The 21924-nt window shown below is 65.2% G+C and carries 19 protein-coding genes and 1 tRNA gene; 8 read left to right on the plus strand and 12 right to left on the minus strand.

What is annotated here, in order from left to right; all coding sequences use genetic code 11:
* Positions 1 to 84: 84 nt before the first annotated feature.
* Positions 85 to 768 carry a phosphoribosyltransferase gene (locus tag EAH89_RS09420; protein WP_140882548.1) on the plus strand — a complete coding sequence of 228 codons (684 nt, stop codon included), beginning with the start codon at positions 85 to 87 and terminating at the stop codon, positions 766 to 768.
* A gap of 117 nt (positions 769 to 885) precedes the next feature.
* Positions 886 to 1563 carry a DUF1194 domain-containing protein gene (locus EAH89_RS09425; RefSeq protein WP_338325523.1) on the plus strand — a complete coding sequence of 226 codons (678 nt, stop codon included), beginning with the start codon at positions 886 to 888 and terminating at the stop codon, positions 1561 to 1563.
* 11 nt (positions 1564 to 1574) lie between these two features.
* Here EAH89_RS09425 and EAH89_RS09430 read toward each other — a convergent pair whose 3' ends face one another.
* Entirely contained in the window at positions 1575 to 1991 is a 417-nt protein-coding gene (locus EAH89_RS09430; RefSeq protein ID WP_140882550.1) for a DUF3775 domain-containing protein, read from the minus strand.
* A gap of 163 nt (positions 1992 to 2154) precedes the next feature.
* Here EAH89_RS09430 and EAH89_RS09435 point away from each other — a divergent pair, with 163 nt between their 5' ends.
* The gene (locus EAH89_RS09435) at positions 2155 to 2511 is read left to right on the plus strand and encodes a hypothetical protein (RefSeq protein ID WP_140882551.1); all 357 of its coding nucleotides are present in this window, start codon (positions 2155 to 2157) and stop codon (positions 2509 to 2511) included.
* A gap of 43 nt (positions 2512 to 2554) precedes the next feature.
* On the opposite strand, the gene EAH89_RS09440 is transcribed toward EAH89_RS09435, so the two are convergent.
* From EAH89_RS09440 to EAH89_RS09450, 3 genes are read right to left on the minus strand one after another with little or no spacing between them, the layout of a single operon-like run.
* Positions 2555 to 3376 carry an aldo/keto reductase gene (locus tag EAH89_RS09440; protein ID WP_140882552.1) on the minus strand — a complete coding sequence of 274 codons (822 nt, stop codon included), beginning with the start codon at positions 3374 to 3376 and terminating at the stop codon, positions 2555 to 2557.
* Between the two features lie 22 nt (positions 3377 to 3398).
* On the minus strand, positions 3399 to 4439 hold the full coding sequence (locus EAH89_RS09445) for a WD40 repeat domain-containing protein (protein WP_140882553.1): 1041 nt from the start codon (positions 4437 to 4439) through the stop codon (positions 3399 to 3401).
* A gap of 1 nt (position 4440) precedes the next feature.
* Positions 4441 to 5424 (minus strand): CobW family GTP-binding protein, encoded by a 984-nt coding sequence (locus EAH89_RS09450; RefSeq protein ID WP_140882554.1) that lies wholly within the window; start codon positions 5422 to 5424, stop codon positions 4441 to 4443.
* 159 nt (positions 5425 to 5583) lie between these two features.
* On the opposite strand from EAH89_RS09450, the gene EAH89_RS09455 reads away from it, so the two are divergent.
* Positions 5584 to 5943 (plus strand): plasmid stabilization protein, encoded by a 360-nt coding sequence (locus tag EAH89_RS09455; RefSeq protein ID WP_140882555.1) that lies wholly within the window; start codon positions 5584 to 5586, stop codon positions 5941 to 5943.
* Between the two features lie 33 nt (positions 5944 to 5976).
* Here EAH89_RS09455 and EAH89_RS09460 read toward each other — a convergent pair whose 3' ends face one another.
* Genes EAH89_RS09460 through EAH89_RS09470 form a run of 3 tightly spaced genes read right to left on the minus strand, consistent with a single transcriptional unit; the run spans position 5977 to position 10299 of the window.
* On the minus strand, positions 5977 to 7371 hold the full coding sequence (locus tag EAH89_RS09460; protein ID WP_140882556.1) for a M20/M25/M40 family metallo-hydrolase: 1395 nt from the start codon (positions 7369 to 7371) through the stop codon (positions 5977 to 5979).
* 23 nt (positions 7372 to 7394) lie between these two features.
* Positions 7395 to 8945, minus strand: a complete 1551-nt coding sequence (locus EAH89_RS09465) for an ABC transporter substrate-binding protein (protein WP_140882557.1) — start codon at positions 8943 to 8945, stop codon at positions 7395 to 7397.
* A 28-nt stretch (positions 8946 to 8973) separates the two neighbouring features.
* Complete coding sequence (locus EAH89_RS09470) at positions 8974 to 10299, minus strand: aspartate aminotransferase family protein (protein WP_170182839.1); 1326 nt, start codon at positions 10297 to 10299, stop codon at positions 8974 to 8976.
* Between the two features lie 145 nt (positions 10300 to 10444).
* Here EAH89_RS09470 and EAH89_RS09475 point away from each other — a divergent pair, with 145 nt between their 5' ends.
* From EAH89_RS09475 to EAH89_RS09485, 3 genes are all read left to right on the plus strand, one after another.
* Positions 10445 to 11620 carry a glycoside hydrolase family 108 protein gene (locus EAH89_RS09475; RefSeq protein ID WP_140882558.1) on the plus strand — a complete coding sequence of 392 codons (1176 nt, stop codon included), beginning with the start codon at positions 10445 to 10447 and terminating at the stop codon, positions 11618 to 11620.
* 74 nt (positions 11621 to 11694) lie between these two features.
* Positions 11695 to 11771 (plus strand) — tRNA-Arg (locus EAH89_RS09480).
* Between the two features lie 178 nt (positions 11772 to 11949).
* On the plus strand, positions 11950 to 12483 hold the full coding sequence (locus EAH89_RS09485) for a hypothetical protein (protein ID WP_140882559.1): 534 nt from the start codon (positions 11950 to 11952) through the stop codon (positions 12481 to 12483).
* A 112-nt stretch (positions 12484 to 12595) separates the two neighbouring features.
* Here EAH89_RS09485 and EAH89_RS09490 read toward each other — a convergent pair whose 3' ends face one another.
* The 5 genes from EAH89_RS09490 to EAH89_RS09510 all read right to left on the minus strand — a co-directional run bounded on the left by EAH89_RS09490 (position 12596) and on the right by EAH89_RS09510 (position 18835).
* Positions 12596 to 14074, minus strand: a complete 1479-nt coding sequence (locus EAH89_RS09490) for a HEPN domain-containing protein (RefSeq protein WP_140882560.1) — start codon at positions 14072 to 14074, stop codon at positions 12596 to 12598.
* 774 nt (positions 14075 to 14848) lie between these two features.
* Complete coding sequence (locus EAH89_RS09495; RefSeq protein ID WP_140882561.1) at positions 14849 to 15658, minus strand: HNH endonuclease signature motif containing protein; 810 nt, start codon at positions 15656 to 15658, stop codon at positions 14849 to 14851.
* An 85-nt stretch (positions 15659 to 15743) separates the two neighbouring features.
* Positions 15744 to 16826, minus strand: coding sequence for an HNH endonuclease (locus EAH89_RS09500; RefSeq protein WP_241666928.1), 1083 nt, complete (start codon positions 16824 to 16826; stop codon positions 15744 to 15746).
* A 159-nt stretch (positions 16827 to 16985) separates the two neighbouring features.
* Positions 16986 to 17765 (minus strand): hypothetical protein, encoded by a 780-nt coding sequence (locus EAH89_RS09505; protein WP_140882563.1) that lies wholly within the window; start codon positions 17763 to 17765, stop codon positions 16986 to 16988.
* Between the two features lie 197 nt (positions 17766 to 17962).
* The gene (locus EAH89_RS09510) at positions 17963 to 18835 is read right to left on the minus strand and encodes a restriction endonuclease (RefSeq protein ID WP_140882564.1); all 873 of its coding nucleotides are present in this window, start codon (positions 18833 to 18835) and stop codon (positions 17963 to 17965) included.
* Between the two features lie 1781 nt (positions 18836 to 20616).
* Between EAH89_RS09510 and EAH89_RS09515 the strand changes: the two genes are divergently transcribed.
* On the plus strand, positions 20617 to 21081 hold the full coding sequence (locus EAH89_RS09515; protein ID WP_140882565.1) for a hypothetical protein: 465 nt from the start codon (positions 20617 to 20619) through the stop codon (positions 21079 to 21081).
* Positions 21082 to 21924 lie beyond the last annotated feature (843 nt).

Consider the following 21924-nt stretch of genomic DNA (forward strand, 5'->3'; position numbering starts at 1 on the left):
GCCCGTTCCGCAAGGCTTGGATCGCGGCTGGACGGCCTGGATAGCGGCTGGACGCCGCGCAACCCCCGTGCCAATCGCGCCGGCATGGAGTTCTGGCAGAGATTTGAACCCGCGCCCGACGCGCCGCCCCACGGGGACAGCGCGGCGCTGCCCATGCCCGACGGCAGCGCGCTGCGCCTGCCGCTGCGCGACTACGGGGAGGTGGCGGTCACGGGGCTGATCGCCAACCAGGCCTCCTTCGCCGTGCTGCGGCGGCTCGCGGGCTGGATGGCGGAGGCGGCGCGGCCGCTGGGGGCGGAGGTGGTCTGCGGGCTGCCGACCCTCGGCCACGCCCTCGCGCCGCTCGTCGCGGAGGCGCTGGGCCACGAGAACTGGGTCGCGGCCGGCTATTCCCGCAAGCGCTGGTACGAGGAGGGGCTCTCGGTGCCCGTCTCCTCCTCCACGACGCCCGGGGAGCGGCGGGTATGGCTCGACCCGCGCACCCTGCCGCGGCTCGAGGGACGGCGCGTGCTGCTGGTGGACGACGTGATCAGCACCGGCACCTCGGCGCTGGCGGGGCTCGCGCTGCTCGGCCGGGCGGGGGTGAGCCCGGTCGGGCTCCTCGTCGCCATGGCGCAGGGAGATCGCTGGGTGGCGTCCTGGCCTGACGAGGTGCCGGTCCTCGCCGCCTTCGCCGCGCCGCTGCTGCGCCGGGTGCCCGGCGGCTGGGCGCCGGACGAGGCGACGCGCCCCGCCGTCCGCCTGCCGCCGGCCGGGGGCGGGGGCTGACGAAAAGCGTTGCGCCGGCCGCCGCCGCGCTGGTCTGATCCCCCGATCAAGGTGCGGAGGGGCGGGCTCATGCGGCGGCGGTCCATTCTGGCGGCGGGCGGCGCCGCGGCTCTTCCCTTGGGTTTCCCCGCCGCGGCGCGGGCAGAGGAGGCGGTGGACCTCCTCCTCGTGCTGGCCGTGGACGTCTCCCGCTCCATCGACGACGACGAAGCGCGGCTGCAGCGCGAGGGCTACCGCAGCGCGGTGACCGACGCGCGCGTGGTGGAGGCCATCCGCTCGGGCATGACGGGGTCGATCGCGATCGCCTATGTCGAGTGGGCAGGGGCGGACTACCAGCGGCTGGTGATCCCCTGGACGCGGATCGGCAGCCAGGCCGAGGCCGACGCCTGGGCCGATGCCCTCAACCGCGCGCCGCGCGTGGCGCTGTCCTGGACGTCGATCTCGGGCGGGCTGGACTTCTCGATGCGCACCCTTCTCGAATCCCCCTTCGAGGGGACGCGGCGGGTGGTCGATGTCTCCGGCGACGGCGTGAACAACAGCGGCATGCCCGTGGAGGGCCTGCGCGACCGGCTGGTGGCGGAGGGGATCACCATCAACGGCCTGCCGATCATGAACGACCGCCCGACCTTCGGGCGGCCGTCCCCCATTCCGCTGGACCAGTACTACCGGGATTCCGTCATCGGCGGCGACGGCGCCTTCCTCATCGCCGCCGAGGACTTCGAGGCCTTCGGCAACGCCGTGCGGCGCAAGCTGGTGCGGGAGATCGCGGGGCTGCCCGGGCCGGTCTTCGGGTAGCGCGCCTTCCGCTAGCGCTCGATCTCCTCGACCACGATGCCGAAGGCGGCGAGGCCCTCGGCCAGGAGGTCGCCGAGGAGGTCGAGGCTGGCGAGGTAGCCGGCCGGGTCGGCCTCGTGCCGCTCGCGGGCGAGGTTCAGCGCCTCCTCCCACTCGTCGGGCTCGTAGTCGCCGCGGCCGACCCAGGCGAGGGCGATGAGCGAGGCCTGCTCGTCCTCGTTCAGCGCCTCGATCTGCGTGGGCAGGTCCTCGCCGTCGAAGTCGGCCTTGCCCACGGGGTCGGTGTCCGCGTCGTCGTCGTCGTCTCCCTCCTCGGAGGCGCGGGCGGCGTCGATGATGTTGGCCACGGCCGGAAGGGCGATGCCGAGATCGACCTCGCCGTCCTCATCCTCCGGGGGGCCTGGGATTCCGCCGGGTTTGTCGCTCATGGAAAGGGTCCCGCTCGCCGTTTGGTGTTGCTGCCGCCGGCCCAACGCTTGACCCGCCGTTAGGCTGCGCGAAACCCGAGGTCCCGACTCCGCGTTCATTCCGCGAGCTTGATTCAACTCCCTTTAATAACTCTCTGAAATGGTTGAGTTAAGGGGTTCGGCGATGATGAAGATCGGCGCGACGGCATTCTTCGGCTTCCTGGCGCTCTCCCCCGCCGCGCGAGCGGTCGAGGCGCCGGCCTTCGTCAACGCGGCGATGTGCGAGGCCGCGGCCCCGTTCACCGCCGCCACCGCCTTCCTCCGGCGGCAGGTGCGGGCCGAGCGCCCGGTCGCGCGGCGCCCGGCGGCCGTGCGGCCTTCCGCCGTCCGGGCCCATCGCGACGCCGGGCGTTCCCTGCCGCGCCCGCAGCCGCGCCCGGTGGACGAGGCGCCCGCGCTCGACGGCGAGGCGGTGCTGCGGCCGGCGGTGCACTTCTGCGTGACGCCCGCCAACACGGCGGCGGCCGTCCGCTACACCTGACCCAAGGAGGGCGGCCGGAGGAGGCTTCCCGCCGGCCGCGCGCTCAGGCGGCCCAGTCGGGGGCGAAGGCCGGGCTCACGAAGCGCTGGTCCTTCGGCAGGGCGTCGATCTCCGCGACATCCGCTTCCGTCAGCCGTCCCGCGAGGGCGAGGGCCTCGAGGTTGGCCTTCTGCGTCTCGGCGCGGGAAGCCTTGGGGATGGCGTTCACCCCGTCCTGCCGCAGCAGCCAGGCGAGGGCGACCTGGGCGGCGGTGGCGCCGTGGCGGGCCGCGATGGCCTGGACGCGCTCGTCCGAGGCGAGGCGCCCCTGGGCGAGGGGGGCGTAGGCGGTGAGCACGATGCCGTTCGCGCGCGTGACCTCGAGCAGGCGGTCCTGCGACAGCAGCGCGTGGTACTCGACCTGGTTGGCGGCGATCGGCACGCCGGTCTCGAGCGCGCGCTTCAGCATGCCCGCGGGGAAGTTCGCGACGCCGATGGCGCGCGCCAGGCCCTCCTCCCGCAGCCGCGCGAGATCGTGCAGGGCGCGCGGCAGGTCCATGTCGGGCGCGGGCCAGTGGATGAGGTATAGGTCGAGGTGGTCCGTGCCGAGCCGCGACAGCGAGGCCTCGCAGTGCTGGCGGATGCGGCCGAGGTTCTCCCACCAGACCTTGCTGGTGAGGAAGACCTCTTCGCGCGGCAGGCCGGACGCCTTGATGCCGGCGCCGACGGGCTCCTCGTTCTTGTACATCTCCGCGGTGTCCACGGCGCGGTAGCCGAGGGAGAGGGCGGATTCGACGGCGGCCTGGCACTCGGCGCCGGAGAGGCGCCAGGTGCCGAAGCCCAGGCGCGGGATGGAGAGGCGGGGTGTGGTGATGCGATCGCTCATGGCGGGCAAGCTTGGGGACGCGTCAGCGTTTCGCCAAGTCCAGCAGCCCCGCGAAGCCCGTCTCCGTGCCGAAGACGAGCTGCGTGCCGGCCGCGTTCCAGGCCAGCGCGGACACGGGGCCGCGGCCGGGGGCGGCGACGGGCACCACCTTGCCCGAGGCGATCTCGGCCATCAGCACGAGGCCGTCCGCGAAGCCCGCGACGACCACCTCGTGCTGCGGGTGGCAGGCGACACGGGTGCAGATCACGCCGTCGCCGCCCGCGATCTCGGTCGGCGCCTTGCCCATGGGGCCGCCGCCGAAGAAGGGCCAGAGGACGACAGAATCCGCGCCCGACGAGGCGAGCCAGCGGCCCTTGGCGGTGAAGGCGATGGAGGCCGTCTTCGCGGGGTAGCCGGACATGCGCATGTGCTGGCTGTCGGACAGGCGCCAGCCGTGCAGCGCGTTCTCCTGCATGGCCGTCACCACCGCCTGGCCGTCGGGCGCGACCGCGATCGCGTGGTGGCTGCCCTTCCACTCCAGCACGCGCGGCTTGGCCTCCTTCGCCGCGACGAACCAGGCGGAAACGCCGTTGTAGTGCGAGGCGAAGACGCGCTTGCCCTTCGCGTCGAAGGCGATGCCGCCGACGGTGGAGGGGTGCGGGCCGAGGGTCTTGAGCGCCGCGCCGGCGCCGTCGAGCAGGTGGAGGTTCTTGCCGACCGCCGCGGCGCGCAGGCCCGAGGGATGGGTGGTGACGTGGTCCACCCACTTCATCGCGCCGAAACCGGCGACCCTCTCCGTCGCGCCGTCGGGCGCGATGCGCAGGAGCGCGCCGTCGTCGCCGCCGGACAGCAGGCCCTGCGCGACGTCGGGCGCGAGCGACAGGGCGGCGCCGTCATGCGCCTCGATCCGTGTCCAGGCCGCCGCGTGGTCGGCGGTGGCGGCGAGGTGGACGGTGCCGTCCGAGAGGGCGAAGCCGGCGGAGCGGCCCTCGCGCCCGAAGGCCGCGCCCACCACCCAGGCGCCGAGCTCGCGGCCGGTGCCGCGCTGCTCGAGGAGGAAGTCCGCTTCCGCGACGCCGGACATGCTAGGCGGCCACCGTGGATTCGAAGCCGCGGCGCAGCTTCGGGCGGTTGAGGTCGCGGCCGATGAAGACGATGCGCGACTTGCGCGGGTCGCCCTCCTTCCAGGGGCCGATGTAGTCGCCGTCGGCGATCATGTGCACGGCCTGGAAGGCGAAGCGGCGGTCCTCGCCCTGGTAGTGCAGGATGCCCTTCGTGCGCAGCAGGTCCTGGCCCTTGGTCTGCAGGAGCTCGCCGATCCAGGCGTTGAACTTCTCGGCGTCGATGGGCTTCTCCACCTCGAAGGAGACGGACTGCACGGCGCTGTCGTGGGTGTGGTTGTCGTCGCCGGACAGGAACTCGGGCTCGCGCGCCAGGATGCGGTCGAGGCTGAAGGCGTCGCGGCCGATGACGGCGTCGAGCGGCACGTCGGACTTGGTGGCGCGGCGGATCTCGACGGTGGGGTTGATGGCGCGGATGCGGCGCTCGACCTCGTCGGCCTCTCCGGGCGTCACGAGGTCCATCTTGTTGAGCACGATGACGTCGGCGAAGGCCACCTGCTCCTCGGCTTCGGGGCTGTCGCCGAGGCGGGTCAGGAGGTGCTTGGCGTCGACCACGGTGACGATGGCGTCGAGGCGCGTCGCGCGCTTCACGTCCTCGTCCACGAAGAAGGTCTGGGCGACGGGGGCGGGGTTCGCGAGGCCCGTGGTCTCGACGATGATGCCGTCGAAGCGGTCCTTGCGGCGCATGAGGCCGCCGAGGATGCGGATGAGGTCGCCGCGCACGGTGCAGCAGATGCACCCGTTGTTCATCTCGAAGACCTCCTCGTCGGCGTCGATGACGAGGTCCTGGTCCACGCCCATCTCGCCGAACTCGTTGATCACCACCGCGAACTTGCGGCCGTGCTGCTCGGTGAGGATGCGGTTGAGGAGGGTGGTCTTGCCGGCGCCGAGATAGCCGGTGAGGACGGTGACGGGGACGGGCACCGGGGTGGAAGGGGTGTCGGACATGGTGGGGAGCCTCGGGAAGGGGGAGGTCGTGACCTGGCGGCGTTATATAGTAGCGCGGGGGGCGCCGGGCCATGGGGGGGCGAAGGGCCTCCCGGGGGTGCCAAACCGGCGGCGGGTTCGCGCGTTGTTCCCGGCGCCATCCCGCGAGAGGAGCGCCCGATGCCCCGTGGCGACAAGTCCGCCTATACCGACAAGCAGAAGCGCATGGCCGCCCATATCGAGGAGGGCTACGAGAAGCGCGGCGTCCCCGAGGCGGAGGCCGAGGCGCGGGCCTGGGCCACCGTCAACAAGGAGACGGGCGGCGGGAAGAAGAGCGGCTCGGGCCGCGGCAAGCCGCTGAACACCGGGCCCTCGAAGACCGGCGGGGCGCGCGGCGGCGCGGCCTCGGCGGCCCGGCCGGCGGCGATGCGATCCACCTCGGCCAAGAAGGCCGCCTCCTCCCGCACGCCGGAGGAGCGCTCGGCCTCCGCGCGGAAGGCGGCGGCCACGCGGAAGCGGAACGCCGCGGCGAAGGGCTGAGGAGGCCTCCCTCCCGGCGCGGGGACGACGCGGCTAGCGCCGGCCCTCGCCGATGTCCCACCACAGCCCGGCCATCAGGCCCAGCCCCTCGCGGAAGAGGCTACCCAGCCCGTGCTCGTCCGGCCCGTGCTGGCCGCAGCCGCCGTAGGAGTGGGGGATCCAGATCACCGGGACGCCGAGTTCCTGCTTGAAGAACTCCGAGGGGCCGGAGGCGCCGATGGTGGGGATGACGTTCGGCTGGCGGCCCACCGTGCGGGCGAAGGAGTCCTCCACCGCCCGCACCCAGGGGTCGTCCGGGTCGGTGCGGGAGGCGAGGAACATGTCCCGCTCGGTGACCGGGACCACCTCCACCTCGTGGAAGCCCCCCGCGGCCAGGTGGGCGCGGAGGGCGGGCACGACTTGCGCGCCGTCCACGTCCACGGTGTGGCGGAGCTGGAGGCGGGCGCGGGCGGTGCCGCCGACGGCGTTCACCGGGCCTTCGGGCTGGCCGGAGACGCTGGCGAGGACGATGGCGCTGCTCCAGGCGTAGATGCGCTCGGCGTTGGAGAGGCCGGGCTCGCCCCAGTCCTGCTCCGGCACGGGGGCGCCGGGCTGGGGCTCGCTGACGACGGCGCGCGCGGCGGCGGTGACGGCCTCCGGCACCTGGACGGGCGTCCAGCCGGGGACGAGGATGCGGCCGTCCCGGGAGATGATGGAGGCGATGGCGTGGGCCAGGATCACGCCGGGGTCCTTCAGCAGCCCGCCCCAGTGCCCAGAATGGTGCCCGCCCTCCCGCAGCGAGACCACGAGGTCCATGGCGATGCCGCCGCGGGTGCCGAGCATGATGTCGGGCACGACGCGGGAGACGCGGGGGCCGTCGAGGGCGATGAAGACATCGGCCGCCAGCAACTCGCGGTGGGCGCGGATGAAGGGCAGCAGGCCGGGGGAGCCCGCCTCCTCGCCGGTCTCGACCATGATCGTCGCGTTGAAGCCGAGGCGGCCGCCGCGCTCGGCCATGACGGCGGCCATGGCGTCGATGCCGAGCAAGTGCTGGCCCTTGTTGTCCACGGTGCCGCGGCCGTAGATCCGGTCGCCCTCCACGGTCAGCGTCCAGGGGTCGAGGCCGGGCCGCCAGCGCTCGGGCATGGCGCGCACGACGTCGCCGTGGCCGTAGAAGAGCACGGTGGGGAGGGCGGGGTCCTCGAGGCGGGTCGCGACCAGCACGGGGCCGTGGACGGGGTCCGGGTTGTCCAGCACCCGCGTCTCGAAGCCCAGCGCCGCGACCATGGGGCCGAGCACCGCGTGGCAGTAGCGCTCCAGCTCCGACTTCCGCTCGGGCGGGTGGCTCTCGGTCTGGACCGCGACCAGCCGGGCCAGCCGGTCGAGGAAGATACCGTCGTCGTAGCCGCCCTGCGCGCGCGCGATGGCGCCGTCCCTCGTTCCCGTCACGTCCGTTCCTCCTGGGATGGCGCCTAGGGCGCGGGCCGCACGGCGGAGACGCTGAGCATCTCGTCCACGCGCGGCTCGAAGGCGAGCCCCCGCCGGGCGGCGAAGGTGGCCTTCTGGATGTAGAGCGGGACGATGGCGACGTCCTCCATCGCCATCCGCACCGCCCGCTGCAGCAGCGGCTCGCGCGCGGCGGGGTCGGGGGTGCGCCCGGCTTCGTCCAGCACGGCCTCGAAGGCGGGGTTGTCGTAGCGCCGGTTGGCCCGCGCCTCGTCCCGCAGGTTGAGGATGGAGCGCAGCGGGTAGGAGGCCTCGCTGGTGACGGCCGTGCCGCCCATGAGCGAGGCCGTGAACTCCTGCCGGCCCTGGCGCGCGGAGTAGGTGGTCCAGGGCTGGGCGTCGACGACGGTCTGCACGCCAGCGCGCTGCCACATCTGGCCGATGGCCTGCAGCACGCGGGCGTCGTTGGGGTAGCGGTCGTTGGGGCCGTGCAGGGTCAGGCGGAAGCCCCCGGGGAAGCCGGCCTCGGCCAGCAGGCGGCGCGCGGCGGCGAGGTCGTGGACGGGCAGCAGGCCGGGCACGTGGCCGCTCAGCCCCTCCCGTACCACCTGGGCGGAGGGGACGGCGGAGCCCTCCATCACGCGCTCCGCGAGGGCGTTGCGGTCGATGGCGAGGGAGAGCGCGCGGCGCACGCGGGGGTCGCGCAGCGGGTTGGCGGCCAGCTTCTCCCCGCCGGGGCCGGCGGCGAAGGGCGTCTCGTCGCGCCGGCTGTCGAGGTGGAGGAAGACGATCCGGAGGCCGACCGTCTCCTCGACCAGGAGGCGCGGGTCGGCGCGGAGCCGGGCGAGGTCGGCGGTGGGCACGCCGTTGATCACGTCCACGTCGCCGGAGAGCAGGGCGGCCGAGCGGGCGGCGGCGTTGCGGATGGTGCGGTTCACCGCCCGCTCCCAGTGCGGGCGCGGGCCCCAGTAGGCCTCGTTCCGCGCCAGCTCCACCCGCTCCCCCGGGGTGAAGGAGACGAGGCGGTAGGGGCCGGTGCCGATGGCGAGCCGGCCCTCGTTGAAGCCCGCGGTCGTCGCGCCCTCGTGCAGGCGGCGGCTGAGCATGCCGACCCAGGCGAGGTTCGCGGGCACCAGCGGGTCCGGGCCGCGGGTGTGGAGGCGGACGACCAGCGGGCTGACCACCTCCACCCGCGCGATGCTGGCGGTGAAGATCACGAGCGAGCCCGGGGAGTTGGGCACGGTCGGCACGCGCGCGAGGGTGAAGGCCACGTCCTCGGCGGTAAACGGCGTGCCGTCCTGGAAGGTGACGCCGGGGCGGAGGCGGAACTCCCAGGTGTTGGGCGCGACGGGCTCCCAGGATTCCGCCAGGGCCGGGCCGGTGCTGCCGTCGGCCCGCATGGCGGTGAGGCCGTCGAAGATCTCCCGCGTCACCTCGATGATCGGCGTCGCCGTGTAGAAATGCGGGTCGATGCTGGTGACGGTGGCGTTGTTGCCGAAGGCGAGGGTCTGCGCGCGGGCGGGGCCGGCCAGGAGCGCGAGCCCCGCGATCGCCGCCCGCCACGCCGCCCGGCGCATCCCCCTTCCCCGGCTCGCTGCGCCCCCCTCAGGCGATCGCGTGGATCGCGTCGGAGAGGGTGCCGATCAGCCGGTCCACGTGCGGCTTCTCGATGATCAGCGGGGGCGAGAGGGCGACGATGTCGCCGGTCACGCGGACGAGCACGCCGTCGTCGAAGCAGCGGCGGAAGACGTCCATGGCGCGGGCGCCCGGCTTGCCCTCGCGCGGGGCAAGCTCGATGCCGGCGATGAGGCCGAGGTTGCGGATGTCGACCACGCCCGGCGCGGCGCGGAGCGAGTGGGCCGCCTCCTCCCAGTAGGGCTCGATGGCCCGCGCCCGGCCGGGCAGGTCCTCCTCGCGGTGGAGCGCCAGCGTCGCGATGGCGGCGGCGGAGGCGAGGGGGTGGCCCGAGTAGGTGTAGCCGTGGAAGAGCTCGATGCCGGCCGGCGATCCCTCCACCACCGCCTCGTAGACGGCGTTGGAGCAGGCGACGGCGCCCATGGGCACGGCGGCGTTGGTGAGGCCCTTGGCCATGGTCATGATGTCCGGCACGACGCCCAGGCGCTCGGCCCCGAAATCGGTGCCGAGCCGCCCGAAGCCGGTGATGACCTCGTCGTAGATGAGGAGGATGCCGTGCTTGTCGCAGATCTCGCGCAGGCGCTTGAGGTAGCCCACCGGCGGCACGAGCACGCCGGTGGAGCCGGCCACGGGCTCGACCATGACCGCCGCGATGGTGTCGCCGTGGAGGGCGACGAGGTCCTCGAGCTTGTTCGCGAGTTCCACGCCGTGCTCCGGCATGCCCTTGGTGAAGGCGTTGCGGGCGGGGTCGTGGGTGTGGGGCAGGTGGTCCACGTAGGGGAGCATGGCGCCGAACTGCTTGCGGTTGGTGCCGATGCCGCCGACCGACATGCCGCCGAAGCCGACGCCGTGGTAGCCGCGCTCCCGCCCGATGAGGCGCACGCGCTGAGACTGGCCGCGGGCCTTCTGGTAGGCGAGCGCGATCTTGAGCGCCGTGTCCGCGCTCTCGCTGCCGGAGTTGGTGAAGAAGACGCGGTCGATGCCGTCCGGCGTCATCTCGGCCACGCGCGCCGCGGCCTCGAAGGCGATGGGGTGGCCGAGCTGGAAGGTGGGCGCGAAGTCCATGATCGCGGCCTGCTTCTGGATCGCCTCCACGATCTCCCGCCGGCCGTGGCCCGCGTTGCAGCACCACAGGCCCGCCGTGCCGTCCAGGATCTCCCGCCCCTCGGGGGTGAAGTAGGACATGCCCTCGGCGCGGGCGAGCATGCGCGGGTTGGTCTTGAAGTAGCGGTTGTCGGAATAGGGCATCCAGAACGAGTCGAGGTCGTTCGGGCGGGGCGGGGACATGTCGTTCATGGGGGCACCTTCGGGCGTCGGGCGACTTTGGCCCAGGCGGGAGGGCCGAAACAAGGCGCGCGGGGTGAAAAGGCTTGATTTCCTAATATAGGATGGAATACGTTCCTGTCTCGTTCCGACGTCTCGGGTCCGGCAGGAGCATCGCATGGGTCTTCCCCTCATCACCGTGGCAGCCTCCCATTTCCCGGGCATCCTGGGCCCGGTGACGGGGGACCGGACGGGAGCCGTGGCGGCCGCTGTCGCCGAGGCCGTGCGGGAGGTGGCCGGCGCGGCGGACGCCGCCGGGGCCCGCGCCGCGCTCGCGGCCGACGCCGAGAGGGCCGCCCGGCTCCGCGACCGCCTGGCGGGCCTCGCCGCCGGCCTCGCGGCGCCGCCGCCTTCCGGGTGGGGGAGGGGCGGGGAGGCGCCCGCCCTCTCCGAGGGCGTCGCCGGCCCGGCGGGGGGCGGGGGCCTCGCCTGGGGGCCGGCGCTTGTCTCGAGCCTGGTCGTGCTCGGCTTCTTCGGGGTGCTGGGCCTGCTGGTGACGCTCGGCGCGCGGCCCGAGGGCGCCTCCTTCGACCCGCAGGTGGCGAGCGTGATCAACATCACCGTCGGCACGCTCGGCGCCGCCTTCGCGGCCGTGGTGAACTTCTGGATCGGCTCCTCCCAGTCGTCCCGCAGCAAGGACGCGATCGTCGGGCGGCTGCAGGAGGCGCGGATGCAGGGATTGGTGGGGGCGATCCCCGCGGGACCGCCGGCGCCGCTTCCGCGCGTCGCGGCCTTCCCGGCGGCCTCGCGCCGGGCGGAGGAGCGGTTCGAGGCCTGCCTGGACCACGTGCTGGCGGCCGAGGGCGGCTTTGTGAACCACCCCGCCGATCCCGGCGGGGCGACCAACCTCGGCATCACCCGGCGCACGCTCTCCGAGTTCCGCGACGCCGAGGCCAGCGAGGACGACGTGCGCGGGCTGACCCGGGCGGAGGCGCGCGAGATCTACCGCGCTCGCTTCTGGACCCCGATGCGCTGCGCCGAGCTTCCCCCGGGCGTGGACCTCATGGTCTTCGACTTCGGCGTGAACGCGGGGCCGGGGCGGAGCCTGCGGCTTCTCCAGGCGAGCGTCGGGGTAAGGGCGGATGGGTCGATCGGTCCCGTCACCCTGGCGGCCGCGCGGGCTTGCCGGCCGGCGGAGCTGATCGAGCGGCTGGCCGAGGGCCGGATCGCCTACTACCGCGGGCTGCCGAGTTTCGCGACCTTTGGGCGGGGGTGGACGCGCCGGGTGGACACGGTCCGGCAGGCCGCGCTGGTGGCGGCCGCCGAGCCGGCGCGCGACGCGCTGGCGGCTTGAGGGGGGCGGGGGGCGGAGCTTTCGCGCGGGGGCTTCCGTCCTGTCGCCTCAGCGGCTACAAGGGCGGCCGGCGAGGACCCGTAGCTCAGCTGGATAGAGCGTTGCCCTCCGAAGGCAAAGGTCGCACGTTCGAATCGTGTCGGGTCCGCCATATTTTTCAGTGGTTTATTGTAGGTGTCGCTGGCAAGTGGCTGGCGTGGGGTTCCACCTGGGTTCCACCAGGACCGGAATCTTTGGTGCTTACCCTCCTACAGCGACGTGGAAGCAGGGTTAGTAGCGTTTTCGGCGGAGCCGCCCTAAGCAGCTATTCCATTGATCCGATATCAAGCATGACGCCGGAAGATCTCGCCTACCAACAACTCGTTGCGGCTTGGGTATCGGCTGGGGCAGCCGTAGTCCAGGCAATCGGGGCAGTGGCTGCCATCATCTCTGCCGTTCACCTTGCCCGCTCGGCCGAACGACGGGCGTCAGAAGTTCAACTGAATTCTTTGAAGAGAGAGCGCGAGGCGGAAATCGCTCGCACGAATGAGCCGATCCGTTTAGCAATCCGGCTACTGGGGAACATTGAAAGAGAACTCGTCAACCAGATCGCAAACTTATCCGCGATGAATTTGGATGAGTTACCAAATTATTCGTATAACTCTCGTGCTGTCGCGCATGCTCAAGAAATGTTAACCGATCTCTCGAAGAAAATTTTCAACGCTGAGGCATCGCTGGTCCTGGCGCAATCAAGTGAGAGGTTGAGAGCGCTTACTGCGAACCCGGAATTCGCCAGCCCACCTTTGGTAATTCGACGCCTCAGCCGTTACCTGAACGAATTTAATGATCTTTCGGCTAAACTGAGTGAACTTGTTGCATCCTAGGACAATTATACAAACGGCCTTCGGCCATGCTGGCGGCTAGCGCTGAGCCTAACTCGGGTCCGGGCAGATGCCGACACGTGAGCGCCTCTTACCTCCCTGCTTACGTTCTAGACTAAGAAGGGAGACGCGCCCTCAATGCTGCAAGGTTAGTGCGATAGTTAACGACGTACCGTCCCCAAGGGTGTGACATCGCGGTGCCGTTTCGGGTCCAGGTATCGAACTTCCACCCAGCTTCAATGAACTCCGAGGCCGCAAAGACAAATTCAAGTGTATCAGTTAAGAAATGAACAACAGGATGAAAGCACTCCGAGTAGTTGATTTTGGTGTAGCTGCCATGAACGTAATGGTTTCTGCAGTTGACCGCCTCATCAACCACCAGTTCGAGATCAGCAAAGTGTCCTGAAGCGGCGGCGTTAACTATCCCGGCTCTATAGCGCACCTTCTGCTTTAGGCTGTTGCGCCCAAGTCGTCCAAGAGCACTAAGGGCGCTATCCCGCTCTGGACTGTTAGGAAGGTGCTTGAAAAGCTGCTTTGCGTTCTCCCTGGCACTTCGGAGTTCAGGTGTCAGCGAAACCACCTGAGGAACAGCCTCGTCGGGCAAAATGTCAAACATGTTCGCTGCGCCTACAAGGCGATCAATGTCATACGCATGTCCCTTCAAAAAAATGCCCGTAAACCTTTCTCGTGCGTCGCGACGGCTCTGATCCATACCTACCCAGCGGGTGAGCACCAGGGCGAAACCCTCTGGATCTAACCCTCCGTTCAAGGGGAGATCCTTCGCACTAGGGGCCTTACTTTCCGCAGTTCGGCCGGGCCGCATGCATAAATATATATCCAGTGCTTTGGGTGTAAGTCCAGGAATGAAAACTTGTGCTTCAAGGATGTTTTGCCTGCGCCCAGCAACGATCTCTAGGAAGCGCAGAAGCATATGAGTATAGGTGATCACTTCCGGAAGTGGAATAGCCGTCCCGAAGTCAACAATGGAAATGATCTCAGTGTTAATGGACACTCCAACGGGAGTGCCGAATGAGTAGCTTATCCTGTGCGATGCGGAGACAGTCCCAACGTCTGAAGGGCTGGAGAAAATTTCGTATTTACCTGTAAAATAAGCGATCGCGGGATCAACGTCGGGCAAGATCGTATCTTGGCCGGGTTCCTGATCGGTGATGAGAATTGACTGAATATGCTGCTCCGGATGTTTCGCGTAACCAAAGGCGCGAGTGTCGTGGAAAATTGTGGCGGCGTCGTCAACGAGCAGGCGGGCTGATGTAAATGCGGTCTTTTCGTTACAATGTGCGTTTCCCAACAAAACATAGCGCGGTCTAAATTCAATGTAGTGCATCACTCCCTCGGCGCGAAAATGTTTGCCACGTAAGCGAGGGCTGTTTTCAATAAATGAAACCTTTGTTCCATCAGGAATGGTCCCTAACAAACACTTCTGTAGGGCAGTCCAATCTTTGAACTCTACAGTCGAGTACAACCGTACATAACTTTCTGCGCCTTTCAATGTAAATTCACCGTTCAACTTTGTGCTGTCCAATATTTCGAATTGCGCAAAATGTTTGGTGCCTTCGAGATCGACCATTTGCATCTTTTTTGCCTCGCGTTATGGCAGTGCTGGAGAGCCGGCGTGGTGCACATACTGCCGTGTTCCAACCGTATTCTTCTGAAAGGAGAGGGATAATGGCGCGCCAACTCGCCCAATATTTTTGAGCAAAGTTGGCTACAGCACTTCGGCAGGTATCGGCCCGGCTGCTCCTATTTCACATGATTGCCCTCAGTCACGACCGTTCGGTCGCAACTCTACCCGTTCCGCTCCATTCACGGGCCTTCGCATCACGTTGCCTTAGCAGCAATCGAAGGATCCGTGCCGCCAAGTCGTGCTGCGTCAATTGCAGTCGCCTAGAATGCGGCCGCGATCGGCTTAGATGCGATTTCAATGGGGAAGCACCCGAACCGGAGCAAGGACTGGGTACTCTGCAAAATGCAACCATTGGTGAAGGCTGCGCTAGCATGGTTTCGGTGTTTGGAGGCGAGGCGTTGCCACCCTCAGGATCGGCACGCCACAGCGCGCGCCCAGAGAGGATACATTGCCCCGCTCAGGCACTGCGCGGCGCACCCCGAGGGTGTAAGGGGTCACAGGTCTGCCTTCCGACTTGTGCAGCCCTGGCAGCGGTAACGTTGGATCGCACCAGACCGACCTTTCTGGTCGTACGCCGCCCCGTCGGGCAAAATCTGGGCGCGGACCGCCCGCGCGACCTATGCGCAGGACTGGCGATGTCGGACCGCCGGACACTGCAGGTCATAACTTTCTGTGCCTTCCAAGTAAGAGCATCGGGATCAAGTAACCGGCGTCAGGCGTAGGTCAGGATGCTCTGGGTTCGAGGTGCCTGTTCAACCTCAGACCGTATCGGCAGCCGTCCACAACGAACTCTAGTTTAGCCCAGTCAAACTTGGTCGACGGCGCATGGGCGAGAGCGTGCCAGTCCGGACTGAGCGACATCATATTGGAATGGTGGTCGGCGCCGCCCTGATATAAGAAGTCGATGTGGTGGATCTGAGTTAAATTCCCACCGATCCCGCCGAGAACGGGCTCACCTGTGACTTGGCAAAGACCACCGTACATCTTGCGGACATGCGCGACATGTCCGGTGTTGCGCGCAAACACCTCACTTCTGAGTTCCTTGCGCCTTGCAGGAAGAGGCGGTGCCCAGTCCAGTGAGGGAGGGCTGACAAGTGCCAGCGCTTGGCTGCCTTCCGGCACATAGCGAAACGGAACCGGAAGATTATTCAAGCCAACAGCGGTGAGTGGGACAGGAGGGTCGAAAGTGGTGAAGTTGGAGAGAACCACGTTGCCGATACTCGTGTCACCGAATGTTGTCTTGCGGCGTGCAGCGGTGATGTCTGCAACAAGGTCAGCCAAGCTGCCGGCGCCACTCGCGAGACCAAAGCGTTCCCATATTGCGGAAGGGGTTGTGGTCTCGTACTCGACATAGCGTCCATATCCCAGAAGCTGCGGCGCACCCCACTCCTTGAAGAGCCACGGCTCGCCAGCGCTGATCCTTTGTGCCTGCACGTCGCTTGGGCGCCAGAAAGCCACTTCAGTAGGCGTAATGCTAAGTGCACGAAGGCTCGCGAACCATGTGGGTGAGGTGGAGGCGTAGACAGAGGTCATCTCGTATCCTGATGCAGTGCTGGACTTACCACCGAGCAAAAACGTGAGTGGCCGTTCAAGGTAGTGTAAGCAGTCTGCATGTCGGTTACGATCTGCCGGCGCTGACACCGAGCCATGGCCAGCGTGCGGGACCATTATGCTCTCTTCGATGGCAGTTTGGGCAAAGAGCGATCGCATTCTCAACGCAATCGGCGCCTCCAGCTGCGAGGGGTCGCCGATGGTGAACTTCCAAGTAGGGCGTTCCATCCGAATTGCGCGTAAATGGGGCCTCGCTTCCACAGCCGCCACAAATTCCCGCCGCTTGCGCTAAAACTTCAGCAACTACGTCTGCATTCCTTTCAAAGTTGTACGAAACAATCATCCTTCGCTTCGGTTTTTTTGGCGCCGCCGCGAGACGTCTCGCGCGCTCTTCGCTTGAAGATGCCGAAGCAATGGCGACAAGCTGATCGAAAGACCTGAAGTATTGGTCTTCCGAGGTAAGTATCTCGTGTCCCGCCACGTCGCTTCTGTGGAGTTCGAACCATTTGGACTGATCCGGATCGATATGGATCCTCACGCTCTTAAAAATGCCGGAAAACTTGAAGTTATCGTCTTTCTTATTGCGGGTGAACGCGTATATCGGAATGTCGGGATACTTGGATATGGACTGATTGTCCTGATAATGATCTCCAAAGTTGCCTTGGATGCTCTTAAGATAGTATTTGAGCGAAGTTCCGTCGGGCAGCCAAGTGTTGTTGTATTTGCCACCTGTCATTGTCGCTTTGATAAATACTGCCCTATGTGTTCCTACTTTCCCAATCGGAAGTATCCCACCAGCGCGACTATCATATACCCCGGCAAATGCGAGTATGCTTCGCGGTGAATATATCTGCCCCACAACAAAATCATCTAATCTTGTGCAGTCCGAGCGCCAAGGTTCGAATTTTTCATAAAATTCAGGCAGCACATCTTCAAACGTAGACAGTCCAGCTTGGCGTAAGGCTATGAAGGCTTTGCTCGTGCCCTCACCTTTGAACCTGTCAAAGTATTGAAGAAGGTCACCGACCCTGCGAAACTGGTTAACCCAGCTTCGAGAGTTTCTGACGACCGCTTTTACTTCACCACTGATGACTTGGCTGTTCAGCGCTGGAGAAAAAACTCGCTGATCAATAAAGGCTTTGGCGTCCATTATCATTGATGAACGTTCGATCGAAGCCGCATTCATAACATTGTCCCTCCTCTAAGATGGCATCATGCTGCGATCTACGGCCAAGTTCATCTCAGCGCATCCCGAAGCCTAGACGGTGCGGCGGCCCGGAGGCCTATTGTCGCGCCCTCTAGATCTTGATCAAACAAGCTTCGTGCCAGATTGTGGGCCGGCGCCTCTTGCGAATGCTCTCCGGAACCAAGCCGGCTCATTTTCGATTTGTGACTCTAGAATGTTCTCGGGTACGTCGCGCCAAAAGTCGGTTATCGCCGTTGAAAAACGGTCCAAATCGGCATCAGTAATTTTCAAGTAAGTATAATCTGGCTCAAGAAAGACATGCGGCGGCACGTTAAAGCTAGGACGCACAAACTTAGGCGCAATCCTTCGCAACGAATCGAATGATGTGCCTGCTCCATGTTTGTATACGTTAACTACAAGTTGGCAGTGGCAAAGATCGCGATAATAGGGCTGCGATCTGATTAGCCATTTGCAGCATTCAAAAAGGTCGAGCAGCCTCTCGATTGGCTGCCGCCAAATTGCTTGCTGAACACCTTCGTCGGCACTAAAGCGTCCGATCTCCGTCGCACACCAGCGGCGGAATTGCTTTTCCCATTCGTGGTACATGCTTGCCACGATGCTCAGCCGCGTGGTGTCCCAAAGTTCTTTGAGGCGGAGGTAATAATTAACATTTTCGGAGTTGGCTTGCTCGTAGATCGATCCTTCGTCGTCCCAGTCCGGATCAAAATGCAACCCCTTTCGCGCCAGCCAGTCGTTACTGTAGCGTTCAGCATCTGCCTCCATGCCGGCCTCGTTAAACTGATCAAGTAGCCGCTTCTTGGCTTCGGCGACAAAGAATTGATGGCCTTCTATCAAGCTATCACGGATGGGACGCCACATGTGGAAAATGGCACGGTCAACCATTACGAAGTTCCAAACCCCGTAGTTTGGTTCGCCGCTCTGGAAGAGGGGAAATAGCTATGTGACTGGGGCGTCGGGTTCCGGTGCGAGATCTCACAGACTCCGTGTTCCGGGTTCTTTCTTGTTGCTGCAAGTTATCGTTCACGGCAGCCAACCGAAGGTGGTGCGACGTATGCAAACCATGGGCGTCGAACTTGTGTTTAGATGGAAGCGAAAAACTCAGTGTCGATGCTGACCTCCTCCACACGAACCTCACGCACCTGAACACCAAGTCCGAGATCCTTCATCAACGTACAGAGCGCTTCTCCATCGATCAGATCGATAGCAGGCGCTCCATCACGAGTAGCCTCTTTCCGGGCTTCACTAGTGAAAGTGCCGGTTGTAATGACGAGGCCTTTATCTGCGCGACCTTGCATGGCGCCGCGAAAGTTACGGACTACCTCGGAGCCGACGGATCCCTTCCAACGTTTGCACTGAAACAGAACCTGAAAGGAAATCAGGTTAACGCGCAAAACGCCCACGCCATCGATGCCTCCGTCGCCCGACTTTCCGCTCACCTCGACACGGGTGAAGCCACTCTCTCGCAGAAGGCGCTGGCACAGCCGCTCAAACGCCGTCGGATCGATTGTTTGAACGCGTTGCAGTAGCTGATCGGACCAGCCCTCCGCGCCCTCACCAGCGTCCTGCCCACCTTGGCCCCCGCTAGATGTTTGAGCATCTTTCTTTGCCGCAATGGCCGCTTTATTGGCAGCGCTGATTATCTGCTTCAACTCGCTATTTGACTTGCTAGCCGCAGTGCGACCTTCTTCGGTCAGAACCCATACACCTCGCTTGGGATTTTCCACAAATCCTGCAAGCTTGAGAAAGCTGCGTGCCCATGACATCCGGTCAGTAAGGACCGGCGCGCCGCTTTTTGGGTACGTGACATCAAGTTGCTCCTGTGACGCGCCTATAGCCGCAATAAGCGCTTCATCAAGTTCTTCGATGGACCCTGAGCCGCCTAGCTTTATCAGTACCTCTAGGGTTGTCTTGAACAAGTCGTCGTACTTCGGAAGTGCAACCGCCTTGGTCATTTACATCCCTTTTGTGTGGCACAAGAATGGTCTGCGACTGACGTTGCAGCACTCTTAAGCACGGACGCAGTTTCGAATTATTGATCCCAGCTTAAAGCTTGCCGCACGGTTGGCAATCTGGCGGGCACCTTCAAACGAGCCGTGGCGGAGCGAGGAAGGGTAGTTAGGTGCGGTGGTGTCCAAGCTGCACTGCTCACCTAGTGTCAAATGGCTTCCGCAGCTGCCCGAGGATCGCGGCCCGCACGCCGCGCTTCATCTATCGCGAGAGCCAACGCGTGAAGTTCGACTGCAAGTTCCCAGAACCCCACCCTCACGGCGCATGCGGTGGCAGAGGGGCGATCACCGGGGCTGGGATACCGTTCGACCAAAGGTGACGGCTGGGCCAACATCGTGTCGATGATCGGAGACGAGGCATAAGCCGCTTCAACGTCCGCCCGCCACATAGCCTGATCAGAGGGCACGCTGCGCCGCTCAAGGGTGGCAAGGCGGGCGTGGAGGGTACGGAGAGGTCACGCGCGTGCCCTCCGGCGTGTACAAGCTTCTCTGTGGCTGTGGCGGGGCAGTTTCGGTGTGCTCACCTCTTGCCTGCCGCGATGCTGCGCCTGGGCGGCCATACTCGCGAATGTGGCATCGCACCCGAGGATCATAGTACGGGGCACGTAAGTGCGTCTGCGCCGGGTGCATGATCGGGTCATACGCTGCCCTCCAACGCGGCGAGCCGCGCTTGCAAGTCCGCTACCTCCGCCGCCTCTTGCGGGCAGCGACAAGGCGGCCGATGGCCTTACCTTCGTCCGAGGTGAGAGCGCCAGCTTGGGCGCTCGCGAGGATGGCCGCGAAGTCAGCAGCGGCCTCTTCGGCAAGCCTGTTGGGGCAGCCAGGGACGGATCTGCACGGCGGAGACTATTCGCGCTGGCGGCGAGGGTGTCTGCCGTTCTCGCTTGGAAAGGCTGGGCGCTTCGGCGCCGGTTGAGGTTGTTCCCACAAATGTCCTTACAGGACACCTGCCGCTGCACTTAGGCGAGTTCATGTTGAGCGGCCAGTCGATGCGCCCAAGGTGATGGTTATCACGGATGCAGAAAGTTAGCCTTAGCGTCTGCCTACCCCCCCCCTCGCGTTTCGAACGGCAGAATTACTGTTGCTAAATCGACACATGATTTGCTTTCCGGCTCCCTTCGCTAACCGACTGGCGAGCCGCCCTCTCAGCTTGATGCGAAACCGTATAAAACCAAGCGCAACGACCTAACGCCATGGGAGCGCACATGCGGTTCGTAACTTGCTTGACTTTGCTAAGCTTGCTTTCCGCGTGCGCCAGCAACAGTGTTCCAAGGCTTACGCCCGAAGAAGCGCAACGTGCTCAGGTCTCGCGGCAGCACGAGAATGCACGGTTTGCGGATAGATTCCAGCGCCGTAATGCGGTGGACGACCGAGTTAGGCGCCGTGAGATCCGCACTGATACTCAGCTACAGACTGCAATTGCTGAAGCTGCAGCTGCTCACGTTAGTTTCGTTTACACCAACGGCCATGCCGACGAAAAATACGGCTCAGATGACGCGGGCAGAGCGGCGTACACCACGCAAACTGTAAGTTACATGACGGAAAGTATGCGGAACTCACTACAGAGCGCCCGAAATCTGTCTAGTGATGACGTCACAGCAATACTTAAAGACCCGTCTCCCAGGTCGTCAATCCGCCGACTGGCCGAACAGCGCCTGTCAAACGAAGATCTTCCGAGGGGTGCGCGGGAGCGGCGCGAGGCAGTCCTGGCGGAGGAAAAGTCGATTGTGGAGCAGGTTGAGCGTCACATAGTGGAGAGTGCAAAAAGCCAACGTCAAACGAAGGTGCGGGAAATCGGCCGTCTCTCTCGCACTAACCTCGCTGACATCCCTCGTGAAATCGCCACGGTTGCTCAGGAACTTGCTCTAGCAGCAAGACCTCTAGCTGCCCGCGAACGGAATAGCCGACCCGTCACACCAGATACAATTCGCGCTGAAGAGGTTGCTCTCCGAGAGGCTGTTGAGCAGGAGCAAAAAAACATCATGGCGGCTGAGGCGAGTGCTGCGGCCGAGGCGCAGCGTTCGAGCATCATAGCGATCTGTAACGCTCAAGCCGCGGCGGTGGGTGCGAACACGTACACACCTTACAGCCGCCGTGCTGGGATTTTGGGTTCAGCTTTGGTCGGTGCAATTAATTCCAGCGCTGCGGAAGAGCGGGCGCGTGGCGATTGCTACCGTATGAACGGCATATGAGTTTAGTGCATTCACCAGCGGCTTTCTAAGAGTGCTGTGGCAGCGCATGCTCATAGTACGCAACGTGCCTCGGATGCTGTTGCTCCCGAGGCAGTGAAGCCGCGATCGTAGACCTGAGTAATTTCAACGCAGTCCTGGGTTCTCCAATGCACATGCGGCTCCTACCTACAAGACGAAGCTGGATCGCTGCCTGCGCAGCCTTCTTAGCGGGCTGCGGCGGAACGCGAGTTTCCAGTATTCCCGTTGCGTCAGGACCAACCCACGCAGTGCGCTCTATCGCCATAGCGCCAGGAGGTGGACTACTTGCGGACGCCATCGCCGTCGAGTTGAGCGCCAGAGGGTTTGTCGTGACCGACGGTTCAGAGACTGCGCAAATGATCATGCGGCTTAATCTGAACGAACTTCAGATCGCTCGACCAGAGAATTTGGCTCGGATGAGAGAGCAAGGGATAGACGGACTGTTGAGTGTTCGCGGAATTACTAGCTACGATGGCCAGCCTCAGACCGTGACTGCCAGAGTGAACAGCACCCACACAGGGCGCCTTCTGGCCGGGGTGTCTTGGCAGAATGCTTGGGGCGGACAGATGGGTTCAATGGCTGACCGCACCATGCGTCGGACGTTTGCACAAGCAGCCGAGGAAATCGTGACTAATCTTAAGTTGAGCCCCGAGCCGGCTTAGGGGCGTTTGAGGCGGGGAGCGCTGCTTCTCCCCACCTCTTGCTTAGTTCTAAAGCGAAGCAGAGTTTCGGCTAGGAGCCAGGGCCGATGACCCTTTGCAGTCGAGCCGCTGACGGGCCAGGGATCGCCGTGGTCTGCTCCGACGAGAGCGGTGCCGGGACAAC

The sequence above is a fragment of the Muricoccus nepalensis genome (genome assembly GCF_006438825.1).
In the GTDB taxonomy this organism is placed as follows: Bacteria; Pseudomonadota; Alphaproteobacteria; order Acetobacterales; family Acetobacteraceae; genus Roseomonas; species Roseomonas nepalensis.

What these genes read in the sequence shown, in the direction of transcription:
- EAH89_RS09505 (WP_140882563.1), bottom strand. Translation starts at nt 17,765, where the DNA reads ATGGTTGACCGTGCCATTTTCCACATGTGGCGTCCCATCCGTGATAGC.
- EAH89_RS09470 (WP_170182839.1), bottom strand. Translation starts at nt 10,299, where the DNA reads ATGAACGACATGTCCCCGCCCCGCCCGAACGACCTCGACTCGTTCTGG.
- EAH89_RS09475 (WP_140882558.1), top strand. Translation starts at nt 10,445, where the DNA reads ATGGGTCTTCCCCTCATCACCGTGGCAGCCTCCCATTTCCCGGGCATC.
- EAH89_RS09420 (WP_140882548.1), top strand. Translation starts at nt 85, where the DNA reads ATGGAGTTCTGGCAGAGATTTGAACCCGCGCCCGACGCGCCGCCCCAC.
- EAH89_RS09465 (WP_140882557.1), bottom strand. Translation starts at nt 8,945, where the DNA reads ATGCGCCGGGCGGCGTGGCGGGCGGCGATCGCGGGGCTCGCGCTCCTG.
- EAH89_RS09430 (WP_140882550.1), bottom strand. Translation starts at nt 1,991, where the DNA reads ATGAGCGACAAACCCGGCGGAATCCCAGGCCCCCCGGAGGATGAGGAC.
- EAH89_RS09495 (WP_140882561.1), bottom strand. Translation starts at nt 15,658, where the DNA reads ATGACCTCTGTCTACGCCTCCACCTCACCCACATGGTTCGCGAGCCTT.
- EAH89_RS09485 (WP_140882559.1), top strand. Translation starts at nt 11,950, where the DNA reads ATGACGCCGGAAGATCTCGCCTACCAACAACTCGTTGCGGCTTGGGTA.
- EAH89_RS09510 (WP_140882564.1), bottom strand. Translation starts at nt 18,835, where the DNA reads ATGACCAAGGCGGTTGCACTTCCGAAGTACGACGACTTGTTCAAGACA.
- EAH89_RS09450 (WP_140882554.1), bottom strand. Translation starts at nt 5,424, where the DNA reads ATGTCCGACACCCCTTCCACCCCGGTGCCCGTCCCCGTCACCGTCCTC.
- EAH89_RS09435 (WP_140882551.1), top strand. Translation starts at nt 2,155, where the DNA reads ATGATGAAGATCGGCGCGACGGCATTCTTCGGCTTCCTGGCGCTCTCC.
- EAH89_RS09440 (WP_140882552.1), bottom strand. Translation starts at nt 3,376, where the DNA reads ATGAGCGATCGCATCACCACACCCCGCCTCTCCATCCCGCGCCTGGGC.
- EAH89_RS09455 (WP_140882555.1), top strand. Translation starts at nt 5,584, where the DNA reads ATGCCCCGTGGCGACAAGTCCGCCTATACCGACAAGCAGAAGCGCATG.
- EAH89_RS09445 (WP_140882553.1), bottom strand. Translation starts at nt 4,439, where the DNA reads ATGTCCGGCGTCGCGGAAGCGGACTTCCTCCTCGAGCAGCGCGGCACC.
- EAH89_RS09490 (WP_140882560.1), bottom strand. Translation starts at nt 14,074, where the DNA reads ATGCAAATGGTCGATCTCGAAGGCACCAAACATTTTGCGCAATTCGAA.
- EAH89_RS09500 (WP_241666928.1), bottom strand. Translation starts at nt 16,826, where the DNA reads ATGGACGCCAAAGCCTTTATTGATCAGCGAGTTTTTTCTCCAGCGCTG.